Consider the following 18079-nt stretch of genomic DNA (forward strand, 5'->3'; position numbering starts at 1 on the left):
AAGGCGTGCATTCTGCCATCTGACTAAACTGAAAAAGTTTTAACACGCCCATACTTCTGGTTTGCCTGGCTTGATTTGCGTCGCGAAGCAGATTTAATGGGCTTTTTGCCGGTTTTGGTCCGTCAATTTTCCACAAGGATGCCCCTCATGCCTCTGCCCCGAACGCTGCTCGCCTGTTGTTTATCAATGAGTTTTTCTGCTTTCGCGACACCGGCGGGTGACCTGCCGCTTATGCCCTGGCCGCAACAGGTTGAACAGCCGCACAGCGGCGGAGCGTATCAGCTGACACCACAGCTCACGCTGCAAATCTCGGGCGATCATCTGGAGGGGGCGGAGGTGCGTTGGCTGGCGCGCATCGCACGGCAAACCGGCTGGCCGTTGTTGCCGTCTGGCGATGCAGACGAAAAGGCCACCATTCGCATCCAGATTGCGGATGCAGTTGATCCACTCCCCCAGCCGGACAGCGATGAAAGCTATCATCTGGTGGTCAACAGTGACGGCGTGTTGCTGGAGGCCAGGACTCGCTTTGGCGCGATGCGCGGCATGGAGACGTTGTTGCAGCTGATTGAAAACAGCGAAAGTGGCACGGTGATCCCCTACGTCACCATCGATGATCAGCCGCGTTTTGCATGGCGCGGCTTGCTGATCGATTCTGCCCGTCACTTTATGCCGGTGGAGACCCTCAAACGTCAGATTGATGGCATCGCGGCGGCGCGTATGAATGTTTTCCACTGGCATCTGACCGACGATCAGGGCTGGCGCTTTGCCTCCAGCCATTATCCCCAATTGCAGGAGAAAGCCAGCGATGGTCGCTACTACACGCAGCAGGAAATGCGTGATGTGGTGCAATACGCCACGCAACGCGGTATCCGCGTGGTGCCGGAAATCGATCTGCCCGGCCATGCATCGGCCATGGCGGTGGCGATGCCGGAGTTGATGAGCGCGCCAGGACCCTATGCGATGGAGCGCGGCTGGGGGGTGTTTAAGCCGTTGCTCGATCCGAGTAATGAAGAAGTCTTCAACTTTATTAATACGCTGGTGGGGGAGGTGGCGGCGATCTTTCCGGATCCTTACCTGCATATTGGTGGCGATGAAGTTGATCCCACGCAGTGGAATGATTCCCCAAAAATTCAGCAGTTTATGCGCGATCATGGCCTGAAAGACGCCCATGCCTTACAGGCGTGGTTTAATCAGCGGGTGGAAAAAATCCTCGAAGCCCATCAGCGGCAGATGGTGGGCTGGGACGAAATCTATCATCCCGATCTGCCGCATAGCATTCTGATCCAGTCATGGCAGGGGCAGGATGCGCTGGGCGAGGTGGTGAAAAATGGCTATCGCGGCATCCTCTCAACCGGTTTCTATCTCGACCAGCCACAGCCTGCGGCTTATCACTACCGCAACGAACCTTTCCCCCAGGGGTTGAATGGGCAGGATCAGCTGCAACCGGGTGAACAGGCGCAGAGCTGGCAATTCACCCTGCCGCGCCTGAAGGGCAGCCCGGTGCAGGGCAGCTTCACCCTGATTGACGGCAAAGGAGGCTGGCGCGGGTTTATCGACTTCAGCGGCAAAGCACGGCGCATGGTCAGCCAGGTTGACTGGCTGTCCCCTGGGCAGGTGACGTTCCGTGTCGATAGCTGGATGGGAGAAGTACAGCCGGTGGTGACGCTGACGGAAAACAACCTGACCGGTTATATGCTGGTGGGTAACGTGCGTTATCCCACCGAGGGGAGCCTCCTGGCGCAGATGCCAGCGGGTATCGCTCCGTCACTGCCGACAACCCAGCAACTGAGCGACAATCTGTTGGGCGGCGAAGCGGCGCTGTGGGCAGAAAACGTCAACAGCCAGATTATTGATACCAAACTGTGGCCGCGTACTTTTGTCGTGGCCGAGCGGCTGTGGTCAGCCGCTGACGTGAACGACAGCGACAATATGTACCAGCGTCTGCGTGCTATCGATCGCTGGAGCACCGTGTCGGTAGGGTTGCAACAATACCGGCAGGCGGAGGTGCAGATGATGCGTCTGGCCAACAGTACCGATATCACCCCGCTGCGCGTGCTGAGCGAAGTGCTGGAACCGGCGCAATATTACACGCGCCAGCATCTGAAATTCCAGGCGGGGCACTACAACTATTTTGAACCACTGAACCGGCTGGCTGACGTGCTACCTGCGGAGAGTGAAGCGATACGTTTGCTGGATAAACAGGTTGATGCGTTGATTACCAACCGCGAAAACCATCAGGCCGCCAACGCCATTCGCCAGCAGTTACAACGCTGGCTGAGCAATTGCGACCGGGTAATGCCGCTGACGCTGCATAACTATCAGCTGCATGCGTTACAACCGCAGGTGCAGCAGGTGGCTGAGCTGAGTCGTATGGGGCTGGATTTAGTGGCGACGTTGCAGCGTAATCAGGCGTATGGTGCAGGCGAAGTGGCGCAGATGCAGGCAAAACTGGATGCGGCTGCACAGGTGCAGGATGAAACGGTGCTGGCTATGGTGCGACCACTGGAGAAACTACTGCGTTCTTTCAAATAATCACGGACGTAGCGGCGCGATTTATCGCGCGGATTTTTCTGGCATCGCGCGAAATCGCGCCGCTACGTGGGATCAACGACGAATCGCGATCGCTTCGATCTCAATCTTCACGTCTTTCGGCAGACGTGCCACTTCTACGCAGGAGCGTGCCGGGAAGCTGGCGTTATGCTCGGTGAAAAAGGCTTCATAGGTGGCGTTGACGGTGGCGAAATCGTTCAGATCTTTCACGAACACCGTGGTTTTTACGATATCGCCCACTTTCAGGCCAGCGGCTTCAACAATCGCCTTCACGTTTTCCAGCGACTGACGCGCCTGAGCGGAAACATCTTCTGCTACGGCACCGGTTTGCGGATCCACCGGAATCTGGCCGGAGGTGATGATCATGCTGCCGAGATCCACGCCCTGTACATACGGACCAATCGCTGCCGGTGCTTTTTCAGTACTGATTTCGCGAGACATTGTTTCTCCTTAAGAAAGTGCGCCGCCAGCCGCTGCCAGCGACGTGAAAATATCGACCCATTATAGGGACGATGCCGACGATTACCAGTGACCGAGCACCACGTGATGCGCGAACTCTTTCTCGCAATATTTGCACTTCAGATGCACTTCGTTATCGCGCTTTTTCACCGCAAAACTGGAGAACACCGGCTCGCTGCGGCTGATGCAGTTGCCGTTCGGGCAGGTGAGCACGCGCTCGATACGATCCGGTAACGTCGGGGCGATCTTCGCCACCACTTCATACTCGTCGATGCGGTTGACGGTGGCATGCGGCGCATACACCGCCAGCTGGTTGATTTGATCGTCGGTCAGGAAGGTGTTTTCGATCTTGATCAGATCCTTACGTCCCATTTCACCGGAAGGCAGATTCAAACCAATGGTGATGCGCTGATCGGTTTCCGTCAGGCGAAACAGCGACAGTAACTTAAAGCCAACCTGTGCCGGGATATGGTCAATCACCGTGCCGCGTTTGATGGCTTCAACCTGCAATTTGTTATCGTGTGTCATGCTGTTTTCCTCCTTACAGGGCCAGGTCGCGATTCAGGACCAGCGCCAGCAGCGCCTGGCGGGCGAAGATGCCGTTACCCGCCTGCTGGAAATACCAGGCGTGTGGCGTGCTATCGACGTCGGTGGTGATCTCATCAATGCGGGGCAGCGGATGCAGCACCTTCATATTGTCGCGTGCCCCTACCAGGTCGCTGGCGCGCAGAATGAACTGGGCCTTAACGTTGGCGTATTCCGACGGGTCGAGACGCTCTTTCTGCACGCGTGTCATATACAGGATATCCAGCTGCGGCAGCACTTCTTCGATGCTGTCATGACGTGACCAGCTGATGTTGCGTTCATCCAGCATATCGGTGATGTAAGACGGCATCGCCAGCGCATCAGGGGCGATAAAGAAGAAGCGGTTGCCGTCGAATTTTGCCAGCGCCTGAGTCAGGGAATGCACGGTACGGCCATATTTCAGGTCACCGACCATCGCCACATTCAGGTTATCCAGACGGCTCTGGGTTTCGCGAATGGTAAACAGGTCGAGCAGGGTTTGGGTCGGATGCTGGTTGGCACCGTCACCGGCATTAAGAATCGGCACGCCGCCGGAAAACTCGGTCGCAAGGCGAGCGGCCCCTTCCTGCGGATGGCGCATCACGATGGCATCAACATAGGTGCCAATCACCGAGATGGTATCGGCAAGCGTTTCACCTTTCTTACCGAGCGAAGTGTTGCTGCCGTCAGCAAAACCCACCACCGAGGCACCGAGGCGATGGATGGCGGTTTCGAACGACAGGCGGGTACGCGTCGAGGCTTCAAAGAAGCAGCTGGCAATCACGTTGTGCTTCAGCAGCTCTGGCTGTGGATGCGCTTTCAGCTGTGCAGCGGTATGCAGTACCAGCTCCAGCTCGTCGCGGCTGAGATCGTTAATAGAAATAATGTGCTTACGATATAGCGGGTTGGCCATAGCTCTCTCCTCTGCGCTGCCGGATGACGGACAAAAAAAGCCCCTGCTTAAGGGGCTTTTTTTGCGATCGATTGATGACGGAAAGAAACAGATGCGCCGCCAGCTTTCTGGCGTAATGGAGCGTCAAATTGTGCGCTGCGCTGTTGCATGCTTCCTCCCGGCAAATTGTGGCGCATTATACGCATTCACTGATTTGCATCAAGCAAAAATCGCGGCGAGGTAAACGTTTGCCCTGGCGGCTGTTACGGCTGCCCCAGCGTGGCGACCATCACCGCTTTGATGGTGTGCATACGGTTCTCTGCCTGATCAAATACGATGCTGTGCTCCGACTCAAACACGTCATTGCTGACTTCCATGCCGTCTTGCAGACCGTACTGCTCGGCCATCTGGTGTCCGAGGGTGGTTTGATCGTCGTGGAAGGCGGGCAGGCAGTGCAGGAATTTAACCTGCGGATTGCCGGTGAGCGCCAGCATCGCGCTGTTGACCTGATACGGGCGCAGCAGGGCGATACGATCGGCCCATACCGATTTGGCTTCGCCCATCGATACCCATACGTCAGTGTAGATGAAATCGGCACCCTGCACGCCTTCGGCGATATCTTCCGTCAGGGTAATTTTGCCACCGGTTTTCTGTGCCGCCACACGGCACTGCTCCACCAGTTGTTCTTCCGGCCAGCAGCCTTTCGGTGCCACCAGACGCAGATCCAGCCCGACCAGCGCTGCCGCTTCCAGCATGCTGTTGCCCATGTTGTTGCGGGCGTCACCGACGTACACCAGCGTCATTTCGCTCAGGGATTTTTGCGGCAGATGTTCCTGCATGGTGAGGAGATCCGCCAGCAGCTGCGTCGGATGGAACTCGGTGGTCAGCCCGTTCCATACCGGCACGCCAGCATATTCGGCAAGGGTTTCCACCAGCGCCTGGCCGTAGCCACGGTACTGGATGCCGTCATACATGCGTCCCAGCACGCGCGCGGTATCTTTCATCGACTCTTTATGGCCGATCTGGCTGCCGCTCGGGCCGAGGTAAGTGACGTTAGCACCCTGGTCGTAAGCGGCAACTTCGAAAGAGCAACGGGTACGGGTCGAGTCTTTTTCGAAGATGAGCGCGATGTTTTTACCTTTCAGGTACTGCGTTTCGCTGGCGTTTTTCTTTGCGTGTTTTAATTCACCGGCAAGACTTAACAGGTAATCAATTTCTGCTGGGGTGAAATCCAGCAATCTCAGGAAATGACGTTGATTCAGCTGACTCATACAGCTCTCCGTGTGATCATCATAAATGAATTAAAATTCAATCTAACCGTATGAATATGCATTTTCAACCCCGACGTTAAGAAACTTTGTGTTTTGAGTAGTGGCGCGCGAGGCAGTGTGGGAAAATAATTGCATTCATTGCCGAACATTTTGAGGACATCACCATGGCATACGAAGCATTGCTGGAAGAACAACGCGAAGAGACGCGGTTGATCATTGATGAATTACTGGAAGATGGCAGCGATCCGGATGCGCTCTACACCATCGAGCATCATCTCTCCTGCAACAATTTTGACTCGCTGGAAAAAGCAGCGGTTGATGCCTTCAAGCTGGGCTACGAAGTCACCGAGCCGGAGGAACTGGAGCTGGAAGATGGCAGCACGGTGATGTGTGTCGATATTCTGAGCGAAGCGGCGTTGAAACCCGAGCTGATCGATGCGCAGGTTGAGCAACTGGTGAACCTGGCGGGTAAATACAACGTCGATTACGACGGCTGGGGAACCTATTTTGAAGACCCGGATGCTGAAGACGAAGATGACGACGGCGACTTTATCGACGATGAAGACGACAACGGTGTGCGTCACTAAGGCTTAACGGGCGGCGCAGGCCGCCCGAACTCAATTCCCCGCAAGACAAAGACAACCGATGAATTACGCCCCGCTGTTAGAACCTATCCATCAGTTTCTGCATTGCCGCACGCCGCAGGCGTGGATTGATGAAGCGCGCAAACCAGAAAATCTGACGTTGCTGCTGACCGATCATATGGTATGCGAGTTGAAAGCGGCACAAACCGCCGTCTGGCTGATTCGCAAATATGTCGCGGATAAGCCCAGTGGTGACGCCATTCTGGCGTGGCTACAGCCTTATGAAGATTTCATCTTTGGTGAAAATCACGACAGCAACTTTATCAACGCCCATAAGAATCTGACCAAAAGTATCATCGTGCGTAATGAACTGCCGTGGGCGGATGATTTGGTGGAAAAGATGGTGCTGCTGATCAAAGAAGAGCTGCATCATTTTTATCAGGTATGGGAAATCATGCAGGCGCGCGATCTGCCGTATCGCAAAATCACCGCCAGCCGCTACGCGAAGGGATTGCTGCGTGAAGTCACCACACATGAACCGGATACGCTGGTGGATAAGCTGATTTGTGGCGCTTACATTGAAGCGCGTTCCTGCGAACGTTTTGCCAGCCTGGCACCGTATCTGGATGAGCAACTGGAGAAATTCTACATTTCCCTGCTGCGTTCAGAAGCACGTCATTACCAGGATTATCTGGCGCTGGCGGCGCAGATATCGCCGAAGGATATCGCACCACGCGTACGCGCCATTGGTGAGGCAGAAGGGCGGTTAATCAGCGAACCGGATACGGAGCTGCGTTTTCATAGCGGTGTACCGACCTTCTGACGTAGCGGCGCGATTTATCGCGCAATGTTTTTGGCGCGTGTACAAACCCGCGCGATAAATCGCGCGGCTACAGGGTCCGTAGCATCCGTACTTCGCAATCCACATGCCCGGTGCAGCCCAGCGCTTCTTCAATCAGCGTAAAACCGAGCGATTCATATAACTTAATGGCACGCGTCAGGCTGCCGGTGGTTTCCAGATAACAGCGGCGAAACCCCTGCTGGCGCGCATAATCCATCGCGCGCAGTGCCAGATCACGCGCCAGGCCAAAGCCGCGCACTTCCGGCATAAAGTACATCTTTTGCAATTCACAAATATCTGGCGCACTGCATGCCAGTGGTGCCACGCCGCCCCCGCCCAGCACCTTGCCCTGATGCTCGACAATCCAGTAGGCGCTGTTCGTTTCGCTATACAACTCAAACAAACGATCCAGGTTGGGATCGGACACGGTATAGCCTTTGTCTGCGGTCAGACCGAACTCGGCAGACACCGCGCGAATCACCTGCGCAATCAGCGGATTATCGGCAGCAGTAATCGGGCGCACCTGAAGATTCAGTGGGGTGACGGTGGTCATTATCATCTCATCCGATATAAAAAAGCCGGGCAGTGCCCGGCTTCGGTTAAGCAGTTGGCCTGAAACGCTTACAATGCCGCAATCACGCCCTGCTGTTCAATCAGTTTTGCTTTCGATTGTTCCAGCTCTGCTGCACGCTCGCGCTCCTTCGCCACCACCGCTTCCGGTGCGCGGGCGACAAAGCCTTCGTTCGCCAGCTTGGTCTGGATCTTCTCGATCTCAACATCAAGCTTGGTCAGCTCTTTAGCCAGACGATCCAGCTCCGCGTCTTTGTTGACCAGATCCGCCATCGGGATCAGCAGCTCCGCGCCTTCAACGATCTTGGTCACCGATACCGGGCCTTTCTCGCCCGCAGGCAGAATGGTCAGGCTTTCCAGGCGCGCCAGACGCGACAGGAAGTTGCGGTTCTCTTCCACGCGACGCAGCGCCGCAGGGGAGCAATCACGCAGCAGCACATCCAGCGGCTTGCTCAGTGCGATGTTCATTTCGGCACGGATATTACGTACCGCGACAATCGCCTGCTTCATCCACTCGATATCCGCTTTGGCCACGGCATCTTCTTTCGCCGCATCGTACTGCGGGAACGGTTGCAGCATGATGGTATCGTCGCTGATATTTTTCAGGCCTTTGACACGCTGCCAGATGGTTTCGGTGATAAACGGAATAATCGGGTGCGCCAGGCGCAGCAACGCTTCCAGCACGGTGACCAGCGTATTACGCGTGCCGCGCAGTTCCGCTTCGCTGCCGCTGTTCATCACTGGCTTGGTCAGCTCCAGATACCAGTCACAGAACTGGTTCCAGGTGAAGTCGTACAGCAGGTTCGCCGCGATATCGAAACGATAGCTGTCCAGCGCTTCACGATAGGCTTTCACCGTGCTGTTGAACTCGGTCAGGATCCAGCGATCCGCCAGCGACAGCTTCATTTCGCCGCCGTTCTGACCACAATCCTGATCTTCGGTGTTCATCAGCACAAAGCGGCTGGCGTTCCACAGCTTGTTACAGAAGTTGCGGTAGCCTTCCAGGCGCTTCATATCCCAGTTGATGTCGCGGCCGGTTGACGCCAGTGCCGCCAGGGTAAAGCGCAGGGCGTCGGTGCCTGATGGCACGATCCCGTCCGGGAACTGCTTCTCGGTGCGTTTACGGATTTTATCCGCCAGCTGCGGCTGCATCATGTTGCCGGTACGTTTTTCCAGCAGATCTTCCAGCGAAATGCCGTCAACCATATCCAGCGGATCGATGACGTTACCTTTCGACTTGGACATCTTCTGTCCTTCTTCGTCGCGGATCAGGCCGGTGATATACACGGTCTTGAACGGCACCTGCGGTTTGCCGTCTTCATCTTTCATGAAGTGCATGGTCAGCATGATCATGCGGGCAATCCAGAAGAAGATGATGTCGAAGCCACTCACCAGCACGCTGGTCGGGTGGAAGGTACGCAGCGCTTCGGTGTTCTCCGGCCAGCCGAGGGTCGAGAAGGTCCACAGGCCGGAAGAGAACCAGGTATCCAGCACGTCTTCGTCCTGGCGCAGCGCGATGTCGGCAGCCAGATTATTTTCCTGACGAACTTCCTCTTCGGTGCGACCTACGTACACGTTGCCGTGGTTGTCGTACCAGGCCGGGATGCGATGACCCCACCACAGCTGACGGGAAATACACCAGTCCTGAATATCACGCATCCAGGAGAAATACATGTTTTCGTACTGCTTCGGCACAAACTGGATGTCGCCGTTTTCCACTGCTTCCACCGCGACTTTCGCCAGCGGGGCAGTGCGCACGTACCATTGGTCGGTCAGCATGGGCTCGATCACCACACCACCACGGTCGCCGTAAGGAACGGTCAGATCGTGAGGTTTGACCTCATCCAGCAGGCCGAGTGCGTCAACCGCAGCCACCATCGCTTTACGCGCGGCAAAACGTTCCATGTTCTGGAACTGCGCCGGGATTTCGTTGCTGTACACATCGGTTTCTTCACCGTTGGTGTCCAGCACTTCGGCGGTGACACGGATATCGCCATCGAAAGTCAGGATGTTGATCATCGGCAGCGCGTGACGACGACCGACTTCGTAGTCGTTAAAGTCGTGCGCCGGGGTGATCTTCACGCAACCGGTGCCTTTTTCCATATCGGCGTGATCATCACCGACGATCGGAATGCGACGGTTGACCAGCGGCAGGATCAGTTCTTTGCCGATCAGATCTTTGTAGCGCGGATCTTCCGGGTTCACTGCCACACCGGTATCGCCCAGCAGGGTTTCCGGACGGGTGGTGGCGACCACCAGATAATCTTTACCTTCCGCGGTTTTGGCACCATCGGCCAGCGGATAGCGGATATGCCACATGGAACCTTTGGTTTCACGGTTCTCCACTTCAAGGTCAGAAATGGCGGTACGCAGTTTCGGATCCCAGTTCACCAGGCGCTTGCCACGGTAAATCAGGTTCTCTTTGTACAGGCGTACAAACACTTCTTTCACGGCATTGGAAAGCCCTTCATCCATGGTGAAGCGCTCGCGCTCCCAGTCAACCGAGTTGCCGAGGCGACGCATCTGACGGGAGATATTGCCGCCAGATTCCGCTTTCCACTGCCAGATTTTGTCGATAAAGGCGTCGCGACCGTAATCCTGACGCGTTTTGCCTTCTTCAGCCGCGATTTTGCGCTCAACCACCATCTGGGTAGCGATACCCGCGTGGTCAGTACCGGCCTGCCACAGGGTGTTTTTACCCTGCATACGCTGGTAGCGAATCATGGTGTCCATGATGGTCTGCTGGAAGGCGTGACCCATATGCAAGCTGCCGGTGACGTTCGGCGGCGGGATCATGATGCAAAAGCTTTCCTGGCTGGTATCGCCATTGGGTTTAAAGTAGCCCTGCTGTTCCCAGTGCTCGTAGAGCGGCTGCTCGATATCTTGCGGGTTATATGTCTTTTCCATTTCTGCTATGTCGTTTGCGGCTGTGGTGGTGTCGCCGTATTCAATTGGAAACCAACGCTGCGATACGCTTTGTAGCGGTCACGCGCCAGTTGTTTCTGGGATTCTTCGTAAGGTACGAAGTCTATCACTTCATGGAAAGCAGTAGCAAAATCTGCAAACTGCGGCAGCAGGCTGATCAGCAAATCGCGTGGCGAGCTGCCACGACGTTGCGGCCACGCCAGTTCAACCGGTGCGCCATAACGCGGCCCTTCACCGGCCAGGTTATGCGGCACAAAGGCGTTGGCCGGGCGCTGCCATAATGCTTCATCCAGACGATTCGCCTGCTGTTCATCGTTGCAGGCAATCAGGATGCGTTTGCCGTCACGCCAGCGTGCTTCGGCCAGATCGCACACCAGCGCTTCGATGGCGCTCAGGCCGTCGCTGGCAGTATCGGACTCCATCACATAAAAGGTGGCGTTTTTCATGGCGGGCTACATTCCATTAATGACATTGGGGCGCATTATGCGCCCTGTAGCGGCGCGATTCATCGCGCCTTTTTGTTCGAGGACAACATGCGCGATAAATCGCGCCGCTACCAATCAATCGTCGCCGTTCAGACCTGCACGATTCAGCAGGAACTGCGACAGCAGCGGCACCGGACGGCCGGTGGCACCTTTGGCTTTACCGGAACGCCAGGCGGTACCGGCGATATCCAGGTGGGCCCAGTTAAATTTGCGGGCAAAGCGTGCGAGGAAGCAGGCGGCAGTGATGGCACCACCAGGGCGGCCGCCAATGTTCGCCATATCGGCAAAATTGGATTCCAGCTGTTCCTGGTACTCATCCGCCATCGGTAAACGCCAGGCGCGGTCGCCAGACTGTTCTGAAGCCCCGATCAGTTCGTGTGCCAGCGGATTATGGTTCGACATCAAACCACTGACATGATGGCCCAGCGCAATTACGCAGGCACCGGTCAGGGTAGCGACGTCAATCACCACTTCCGGCTCGAAACGCTCAACGTAAGTCAGGGCATCACACAACACCAGACGACCTTCGGCATCGGTGTTCAGCACTTCTACCGTCTGGCCTGACATGGTGGTCAACACATCACCCGGACGCATGGAACGGCCATCCGGCATGTTTTCACAACCCGCCAGCACGCCGACCACGTTCAGCGGCAGATTCAGCTCCGCCACCATGCGCATCACGCCATAAACCGAGGCAGCGCCGCACATGTCGTACTTCATTTCATCCATGGCTTCGGCGGGTTTGATCGAGATACCGCCGGAATCGAAAGTCAGACCTTTACCGACAAGCACAATCGGACGTTCGTCCGGATCGCTGCTGCCTTTGTATTCAATCACTGACATCAGCGATTCATTCTGCGAACCGGCACCGACGGCGAGATAGGCATTCATACCCAGCTCTTTCATCTGCTGTTCGCCAATCACGCGGGTGGTGACATTTTTGCTGAAGGCATCCGCCAGCTGGCGCGCCTGTGACGCCAGATAAGCGGCGTTACAAATATTTGGCGGCATATTGCTGAGGTCTTTGGCGGCTTTCACGCCAGAGGCGACAGCCAGACCATGCTGAATAGCGCGTTCGCCGCTGGTCAGCTCACGACGCGTCGGCACGTTAAACACCAGCTTACGCAGCGGGCGACGGGGTTCGACTTTGTTGCTTTTCAGCTGATCGAAGTTGTACAGCGCCTCTTTGGAGGTTTCGACTGCCTGACGCACTTTCCAGTAGGTATTGCGGCCTTTAACGTGCAGCTCGGTCAGAAAGCATACCGCTTCCATCGAGCCGGTATCGTTCAGCGTGTTAATCGTTTTCTGAATAACCTGCTTGTACTGACGCTCGTCCAGTTCGCGTTCTTTGCCGCAGCCGATCAGCAGGATGCGCTCGGAAAGAATATTTGGCACATGGTGCAGCAGCAGTGTCTGGCCCACTTTACCCTCAAGCTCACCGCGGCGCAGCAGGGCGCTGATGTAGCCGTCGCTGATCTTATCGAGCTGTTCGGCAATCGGTGACAGACGGCGCGGTTCGAAAACACCAACTACAATACAGGCGCTACGCTGTTTTTCCGGGCTACCGCTTTTTACACTGAACTCCATGCACTCTCCTGAATCTTAAAGACAACGGCCGAAGCTGTCGTTAGAATGTAGCGCGCTCGTAACGCATTAAATTTGTTGCGACGCCATGACATTTAAACGCCGGCGGTCATAATGAGTTAGGGTGGCAATGTGTTGTTTTTTCACCACCCGGACGCGTTTGTCATACTATTTTAGCTGCGATGACGGCCATTGATGAAGAAAAATGGCTGATAAGCGTTGAAACTAGCGATTTTCCTGCAAAAAGACAAGTTATCACAGGCGTACTAAGCGTGATCATCATTAGATATCTGGTTCGGGAAACGCTCAAAAGCCAGCTGGCTATCCTGTTCATCCTGCTACTGATCTTCTTTTGTCAGAAGTTAGTGAGGATTCTGGGTGCCGCGGTGGATGGCGAAATCCCGACAAACCTGGTTCTGACATTGTTAGGACTTGGCGTGCCTGAAATGGCACAACTAATCCTGCCCCTAAGCCTGTTTCTGGCGATTTTAATGACCCTTGGGCGGCTGTACACCGAAAGTGAAATCACGGTGATGCATGCCTGCGGCCTGGGTAAAAGCGTGCTGGTGAAAGCAGCTATGATCCTGATGCTGCTCACTTCCATCGTGGCAACCATCAACGTGGTATGGCTGGGTCCCTGGTCCTCGCGTTATCAGGATGAGGTGACGCAGAACGCGAAAGCCAACCCTGGTGCGGCGGCGCTGGCGGCAGGTCAATTCCAGACCTCCAGCGACGGCAATGCGGTGTTGTTCGTTGAAGACGTGAAGGGCAATCAGTTCGGCAACGTCTTCCTCGCGCAGCTGCGTCCGAAGGGCAATGCGCGTCCTTCCGTGGTGCTGGCCGACAGCGGCCATATGCAGCAACGTCCGGATGGCTCGCAGGTGGTGACGCTGGATAAAGGCACCCGCTTTGAAGGCACCGCGATGCTGCGGGATTTCCGCATTACCGACTTCGTCAATTATCAGGCGGTAGTGGGTTACAAAGAGGTGGTGCTGGATCCCAATGATTCCAGCCAGGCCGATATGCTCACGCTGTGGCACAGCAAAGATCCTTCGTTTAACGCCGAGTTTAACTGGCGTCTGACGCTGGTGTTTGCGGTGCTGGTGATGGCGTTGATGGTGGTGCCGCTTAGCGTGGTGAACCCGCGCCAGGGCCGAGTGCTGTCGATGCTGCCCGCTATGCTGCTGTATCTGATCTTCTTCCTGCTACAAAGCTCGCTGCGGTCGAATGCGGCAAAAGGCAAGTTCGATCCGGCGATTTGGATGTGGGTGGTTAACTTCGCGTATCTGGCGCTGGCGATCGGCCTGAACCTGTGGGATACGGTGCCGATGCGCCGCATCCGCGCCCGTTTTAGCCGTGGAGGGTCAGTGTGATGTTTAAGGTACTTGACCGCTATATCGGCAAAACCATCTTTAACACCATCATGATGACGCTGTTCATGCTGGTGTCACTGTCGGGCATCATCAAGTTTGTTGATCAGCTGCGTAAAACCGGGCAGGGCGTGTACACCGCGCTGGATGCCGGTTACTACACCCTGCTCAGCGTGCCGAAAGATATCGAGATTTTCTTCCCGATGGCAGCACTGCTCGGCGCGTTACTGGGTCTCGGAACCCTGGCGCAGCGTAGTGAGCTGGTGGTGATGCAGGCATCGGGTTTTACCCGCATGCAGGTGGCACTGGCGGTGATGAAAACGGCGATTCCGCTGGTGTTGCTGACCATGGCGATTGGTGAGTTTGTTGCGCCGCAGGGCGAACAGATGGCGCGTAACTACCGGGCCCAGCAGTTGTATGGTGGGGCGCTGGTCTCGACGCAAAATGGTCTGTGGGCGAAAGATGGTCGCAGCTTCATCTATATCGAACGCATCAAAGGCGATAACCAGATTGATGGTGTCAGCATCTACAACTTCAACGATCAACGTCGTCTGCTGAGCGTACGCTATGCGGCGACCGCCACCTGGGATAACGCGAAGAAGCTCTGGGTGCTGTCGCAGGTCGATGAGTCCGACCTGACAGATCCGAAGCAAATTACCGGTTCGCAGAGCCTGAGCGGTGAATGGAAAACCAACCTGACGCCAGATAAGCTGGGTGTGGTGGCGCTGGATCCGGATGCGCTGTCGATTCGCGGCCTCTACAACTACAGCAAATACCTCAAGCAAAGCGGGCAGGAAGCCGGTCGTTATCAGCTGAATATGTGGAGTAAAATCTTCCAGCCACTTTCCGTGGCGGTGATGATGCTGATGGCGCTGTCGTTTATCTTCGGCCCGTTACGTAGTGTGTCGATGGGGGTGCGCGTGGTAACGGGTATCAGCTTCGGCTTCCTGTTCTACGTGCTGGACCAGATTTTTGGCCCATTAAGCCTGGTGTATGGTATCCCGCCGATTCTCGGCGCGATTCTGCCGAGCGGCGCGTTCCTGCTAATCAGCCTGTTCCTGCTGTTTAAACGGCGCTGATAGCGGCATCATCCGTAACCATTGTTGGCCTGGTCGGCATGAATGCCGACCCTACAAGCGTAGGGTGCGCATTCATGCGCACCGGGTGGTTGACGTTCCGTTACGGGGAACGGCTTAAATGCTCAATCAACATTGGAAGCTGCGATAGCAGGTACAACACCAGCCCAATCGAACCGCCCACCAGCGTGCCGTTGATGCGGATAAACTGCAAATCCCGGCCAATATTCAACTCAATCTGCTGCGACATCTCACGGGCATCCCAGCTTTTTACCGTATCGCTGATATGGCGCGTCAGAAACTGTGCAAACTCCGGTGCCACGCTGCGCGCGGCATCTTCCAGATGCTGATTCATTGAGGTACGCAGCGCCTGATCGGCTGCCAGCGTTTCCCCCAGCCACAACGCCGCCAGCCGGACCCGTTCCTGCACGCGTGAGTTATCGCTACTCAGATCTTCCTTCAGCCAGCCACGCAAATCCTGCCACAATTCACCGATATAACGGTTCAGCGACTCATCTTCCTTTAACCAGCTTTTGATGACATCGGCACGCTCCGCCATGTCCGGATCGTTTTTCAGCTTTGTAATCAACCGTTCCACCGCGCGGTTAAAACCAAGGCGAAATTCGTGCCCCTGATCGAGCGCCACTTCATCCAGAATCGAATCCACCGCGTTGGCCACCAAATCGGCGCTGTGCTCACCGAGCCACTCAGTCGGCAGCATTTTGGCTTTAATCGGATGCTCACGTTTCAGCCAGCGAACAATTTGCGTGGCGATAAATTCCCGAGTGCCCGGTTTATGCAGCAGGCGCAGCAGTTGTTGTACCGCAGCATCCAGCAGTTCCTGATGACGATTGTTTTTGGTCAGGCTCTCCAGCAGCAGCGCGCTGGATTGCGTGAGATCCACTTTGTCGAGGGCGCGATGCACCGCCCGGCGCAGAAACTGCTGAATACGGGCATCGTCAGTAAGATCGAGAAAGCCGCGCATCACCTGCAACAGATGGCGGCCAATGCGATCGGCGTTACCCGGCGCATTCAGCCACTGCGCCAGCATTTGGGACGGATCATGACGCCGAATCAGCGCCAGCAGCGAATCGGTATCGAGGAATTTTTCCTGCACAAAACGCCCAAGGTTTTCGCCGATGCGGTCCTTATTGCGGGGGATGATCGCGGTATGGCGCGAAATAAACGGCACCGGTACGCGGCGGAATAGCGCGACCACCGCAAACCAGTCAGCCAGTGCGCCCACCATCGCCGCTTCCGCAATCGCCTTCACGCCGCTCACCCAGAAGTTGGGCGGTAGAAACAAGGTGATGACAAAAATCGCTGCGGCAATCAGTAACAACGACAATGCCAGACGCTTGCTCCGTTTGAGCTGTTGATGTTTATCCATATACCGCTCCCTAACGACGACGACCTCCCATCAGGCTGCCAAGCACGCCGCGAATAATTTGATTGGTAATTTGCCGTGTGGCGCTTTTCGCCATGGTTTGTACCACGCCATCACGTTTGCCGCCCCGTGGGCCGGTGCTGCCAAACAGGATATCTTTGAGACCGCCGAGGATGCCATCATCGACCGATACACTATTCCCTTTGGCCTCTGGTGCATTGCTTTGCTCAGTGGCGGCCTGAAAGCCTTTTTGCAGCATTTCAAAAGCCGACTCGCGATCGATTTCAGTATCGTATTTGCCATACAGCGGTGAATGGTTGATCAGCCCGTTACGTTCATCGCTGCTGACCGGACCCATACGCGAACCCGGTGCAATCACCATCGCACGTTCGACTATCGACGGGCTGCCTTTTTCATCCAGGAAAGAGATCAGCGCTTCGCCGGTGCCGAGCGCCTGAATAGCGTCGACGGTATTAAACGCCGGATTGGCGCGCATGGTTTCGGCGGCGGTTTTCACCGCTTTCTGATCTTTAGGGATGAACGCGCGTAACGCATGCTGTACCCGGTTCCCCAGCTGGCCCAACACGCTGTCAGGAATATCGCCAGGGTTCTGCGTGACAAAATAGACGCCGACGCCTTTGGAGCGGATCAGGCGAATCACCTGTTCCACTTTTTCCAGCAGCACCGCAGGCGCGTCATTAAATAGCAGATGGGCTTCATCGAAGAAGAACACCATTTTCGGTTTATCGAGATCGCCCGCTTCCGGCAATTGTTCATACAACTCCGCCAGCAGCCACAGCAGGCTGGTCGCGTAAAGTTTGGGCATCTGATAGAGCTTTTCAGCGGAGAGAATGTTGATAAAGCCGTTGCCCTGGTCGTCGCAGCGCATCCAGTCGCGGATATCCAGCATCGGTTCGCCAAAGAAATGTTCCGCACCTTGCTGTTCCAGCGCCAGCAGACCGCGCTGGATGGCACCGACCGATGCGCTGTTGATGTTGCCGTATTGCGTCTGGAAGGATTTGGCGTTGTCGCCAATATATTGCGTCATGGCGCGCAGGTCTTTGAAATCCAGCAGCAACAAGCCCTGATCGTCGGCAATGCGAAAGATGATTTGCAGCACGCCACTTTGCACCTCATTGAGGTTAAGCAAACGCGCCAGCAGCAGCGGGCCGAGATCGGACACCGTCGCGCGTACCGGGTGGCCTTTCTCGCCAAAGATATCCCACAGCATCACCGGATTACGTTGTGCCTGCCAGTCGGTAACCCCGATCTTCGCCAGACGCGCCAGCAGCTTTTCTGAGCCTTCGCCCTCAGCGGCCACGCCCGTCAGATCGCCTTTCACATCGGCCATAAAGACCGGTACGCCAATCGAGGAGAACGACTCCGCCAGCTTTTGCAGCGTGACCGTTTTACCGGTACCGGTTGCACCGGTAATCAGGCCGTGGCGGTTGGCCATCTGCGGTAACAGATGGAGTTTCACTTCCGGGGTTTGTGCAATCAGCAGCGGGCTGGTCATGATTT

At 55.9% G+C, this 18079-nt stretch carries 15 protein-coding genes; 5 read left to right on the plus strand and 10 right to left on the minus strand.

The features are described from left to right. Window positions 1-147: 147 nt before the first annotated feature. Window positions 148-2532 (plus strand): beta-N-acetylhexosaminidase, encoded by a 2385-nt coding sequence (locus HA50_RS02765; protein WP_084872311.1) that lies wholly within the window; start codon window positions 148-150, stop codon window positions 2530-2532. A 72-nt stretch (window positions 2533-2604) separates the two neighbouring features. Here the strand turns inward: HA50_RS02765 and ridA are convergent, their stop codons facing one another. The 4 genes from ridA to argF form a co-directional block, all read right to left on the minus strand. Further along, on the minus strand, window positions 2605-2991 hold the full coding sequence (gene ridA, locus HA50_RS02770) for a 2-iminobutanoate/2-iminopropanoate deaminase (RefSeq protein WP_084872313.1): 387 nt from the start codon (window positions 2989-2991) through the stop codon (window positions 2605-2607). 81 nt (window positions 2992-3072) lie between these two features. Continuing rightward, the gene (gene pyrI / locus HA50_RS02775; RefSeq protein ID WP_013507722.1) at window positions 3073-3537 is read right to left on the minus strand and encodes an aspartate carbamoyltransferase regulatory subunit; all 465 of its coding nucleotides are present in this window, start codon (window positions 3535-3537) and stop codon (window positions 3073-3075) included. 13 nt (window positions 3538-3550) lie between these two features. Next, complete coding sequence (pyrB, locus tag HA50_RS02780) at window positions 3551-4486, minus strand: aspartate carbamoyltransferase (RefSeq protein WP_084872316.1); 936 nt, start codon at window positions 4484-4486, stop codon at window positions 3551-3553. Between the two features lie 242 nt (window positions 4487-4728). Next, window positions 4729-5736 carry an ornithine carbamoyltransferase gene (gene argF / locus HA50_RS02785; protein ID WP_084872319.1) on the minus strand — a complete coding sequence of 336 codons (1008 nt, stop codon included), beginning with the start codon at window positions 5734-5736 and terminating at the stop codon, window positions 4729-4731. A gap of 164 nt (window positions 5737-5900) precedes the next feature. On the opposite strand from argF, the gene rraB reads away from it, so the two are divergent. Both rraB and miaE read left to right on the plus strand, forming a co-directional pair. Beyond that, a complete protein-coding gene (gene rraB / locus HA50_RS02790) occupies window positions 5901-6323 on the plus strand; it encodes a ribonuclease E inhibitor RraB (RefSeq protein ID WP_084872321.1) in 423 nt (140 codons plus the stop codon). Window positions 6324-6381: 58 nt separating this feature from the next. Continuing rightward, entirely contained in the window at window positions 6382-7143 is a 762-nt protein-coding gene (miaE, locus tag HA50_RS02795) for a tRNA isopentenyl-2-thiomethyl-A-37 hydroxylase MiaE (protein ID WP_084872324.1), read from the plus strand. A 67-nt stretch (window positions 7144-7210) separates the two neighbouring features. Here miaE and HA50_RS02800 read toward each other — a convergent pair whose 3' ends face one another. The 4 genes from HA50_RS02800 to pepA all read right to left on the minus strand — a co-directional run bounded on the left by HA50_RS02800 (window position 7211) and on the right by pepA (window position 12728). Next, a complete protein-coding gene (locus HA50_RS02800) occupies window positions 7211-7714 on the minus strand; it encodes a GNAT family N-acetyltransferase (protein WP_084872326.1) in 504 nt (167 codons plus the stop codon). 68 nt (window positions 7715-7782) lie between these two features. Then, entirely contained in the window at window positions 7783-10638 is a 2856-nt protein-coding gene (locus tag HA50_RS02805; RefSeq protein WP_084872329.1) for a valine--tRNA ligase, read from the minus strand. A gap of 5 nt (window positions 10639-10643) precedes the next feature. Next, complete coding sequence (locus HA50_RS02810) at window positions 10644-11102, minus strand: DNA polymerase III subunit chi (RefSeq protein ID WP_084872332.1); 459 nt, start codon at window positions 11100-11102, stop codon at window positions 10644-10646. 114 nt (window positions 11103-11216) lie between these two features. Further along, window positions 11217-12728, minus strand: coding sequence for a leucyl aminopeptidase (gene pepA, locus HA50_RS02815; RefSeq protein WP_084872334.1), 1512 nt, complete (start codon window positions 12726-12728; stop codon window positions 11217-11219). Window positions 12729-12997: 269 nt separating this feature from the next. Here pepA and lptF point away from each other — a divergent pair, with 269 nt between their 5' ends. Continuing rightward, window positions 12998-14098 carry an LPS export ABC transporter permease LptF gene (lptF, locus tag HA50_RS02820; RefSeq protein WP_084878299.1) on the plus strand — a complete coding sequence of 367 codons (1101 nt, stop codon included), beginning with the start codon at window positions 12998-13000 and terminating at the stop codon, window positions 14096-14098. Then, on the plus strand, window positions 14098-15174 hold the full coding sequence (lptG, locus tag HA50_RS02825) for an LPS export ABC transporter permease LptG (RefSeq protein ID WP_084872337.1): 1077 nt from the start codon (window positions 14098-14100) through the stop codon (window positions 15172-15174). Before lptF ends, lptG begins: the two co-directional genes overlap by 1 nt. A gap of 100 nt (window positions 15175-15274) precedes the next feature. Here the strand turns inward: lptG and HA50_RS02830 are convergent, their stop codons facing one another. Further along, the gene (locus HA50_RS02830; RefSeq protein WP_084872339.1) at window positions 15275-16561 is read right to left on the minus strand and encodes a DUF445 domain-containing protein; all 1287 of its coding nucleotides are present in this window, start codon (window positions 16559-16561) and stop codon (window positions 15275-15277) included. Window positions 16562-16571: 10 nt separating this feature from the next. Then, window positions 16572-18074, minus strand: a complete 1503-nt coding sequence (locus HA50_RS02835) for a helicase HerA-like C-terminal domain-containing protein (RefSeq protein WP_084872342.1) — start codon at window positions 18072-18074, stop codon at window positions 16572-16574. Window positions 18075-18079: the final 5 nt, after the last annotated feature.

This window comes from Pantoea cypripedii (assembly GCF_002095535.1).
GTDB classification, from domain to species: Bacteria; Pseudomonadota; Gammaproteobacteria; order Enterobacterales; family Enterobacteriaceae; genus Pantoea; species Pantoea cypripedii.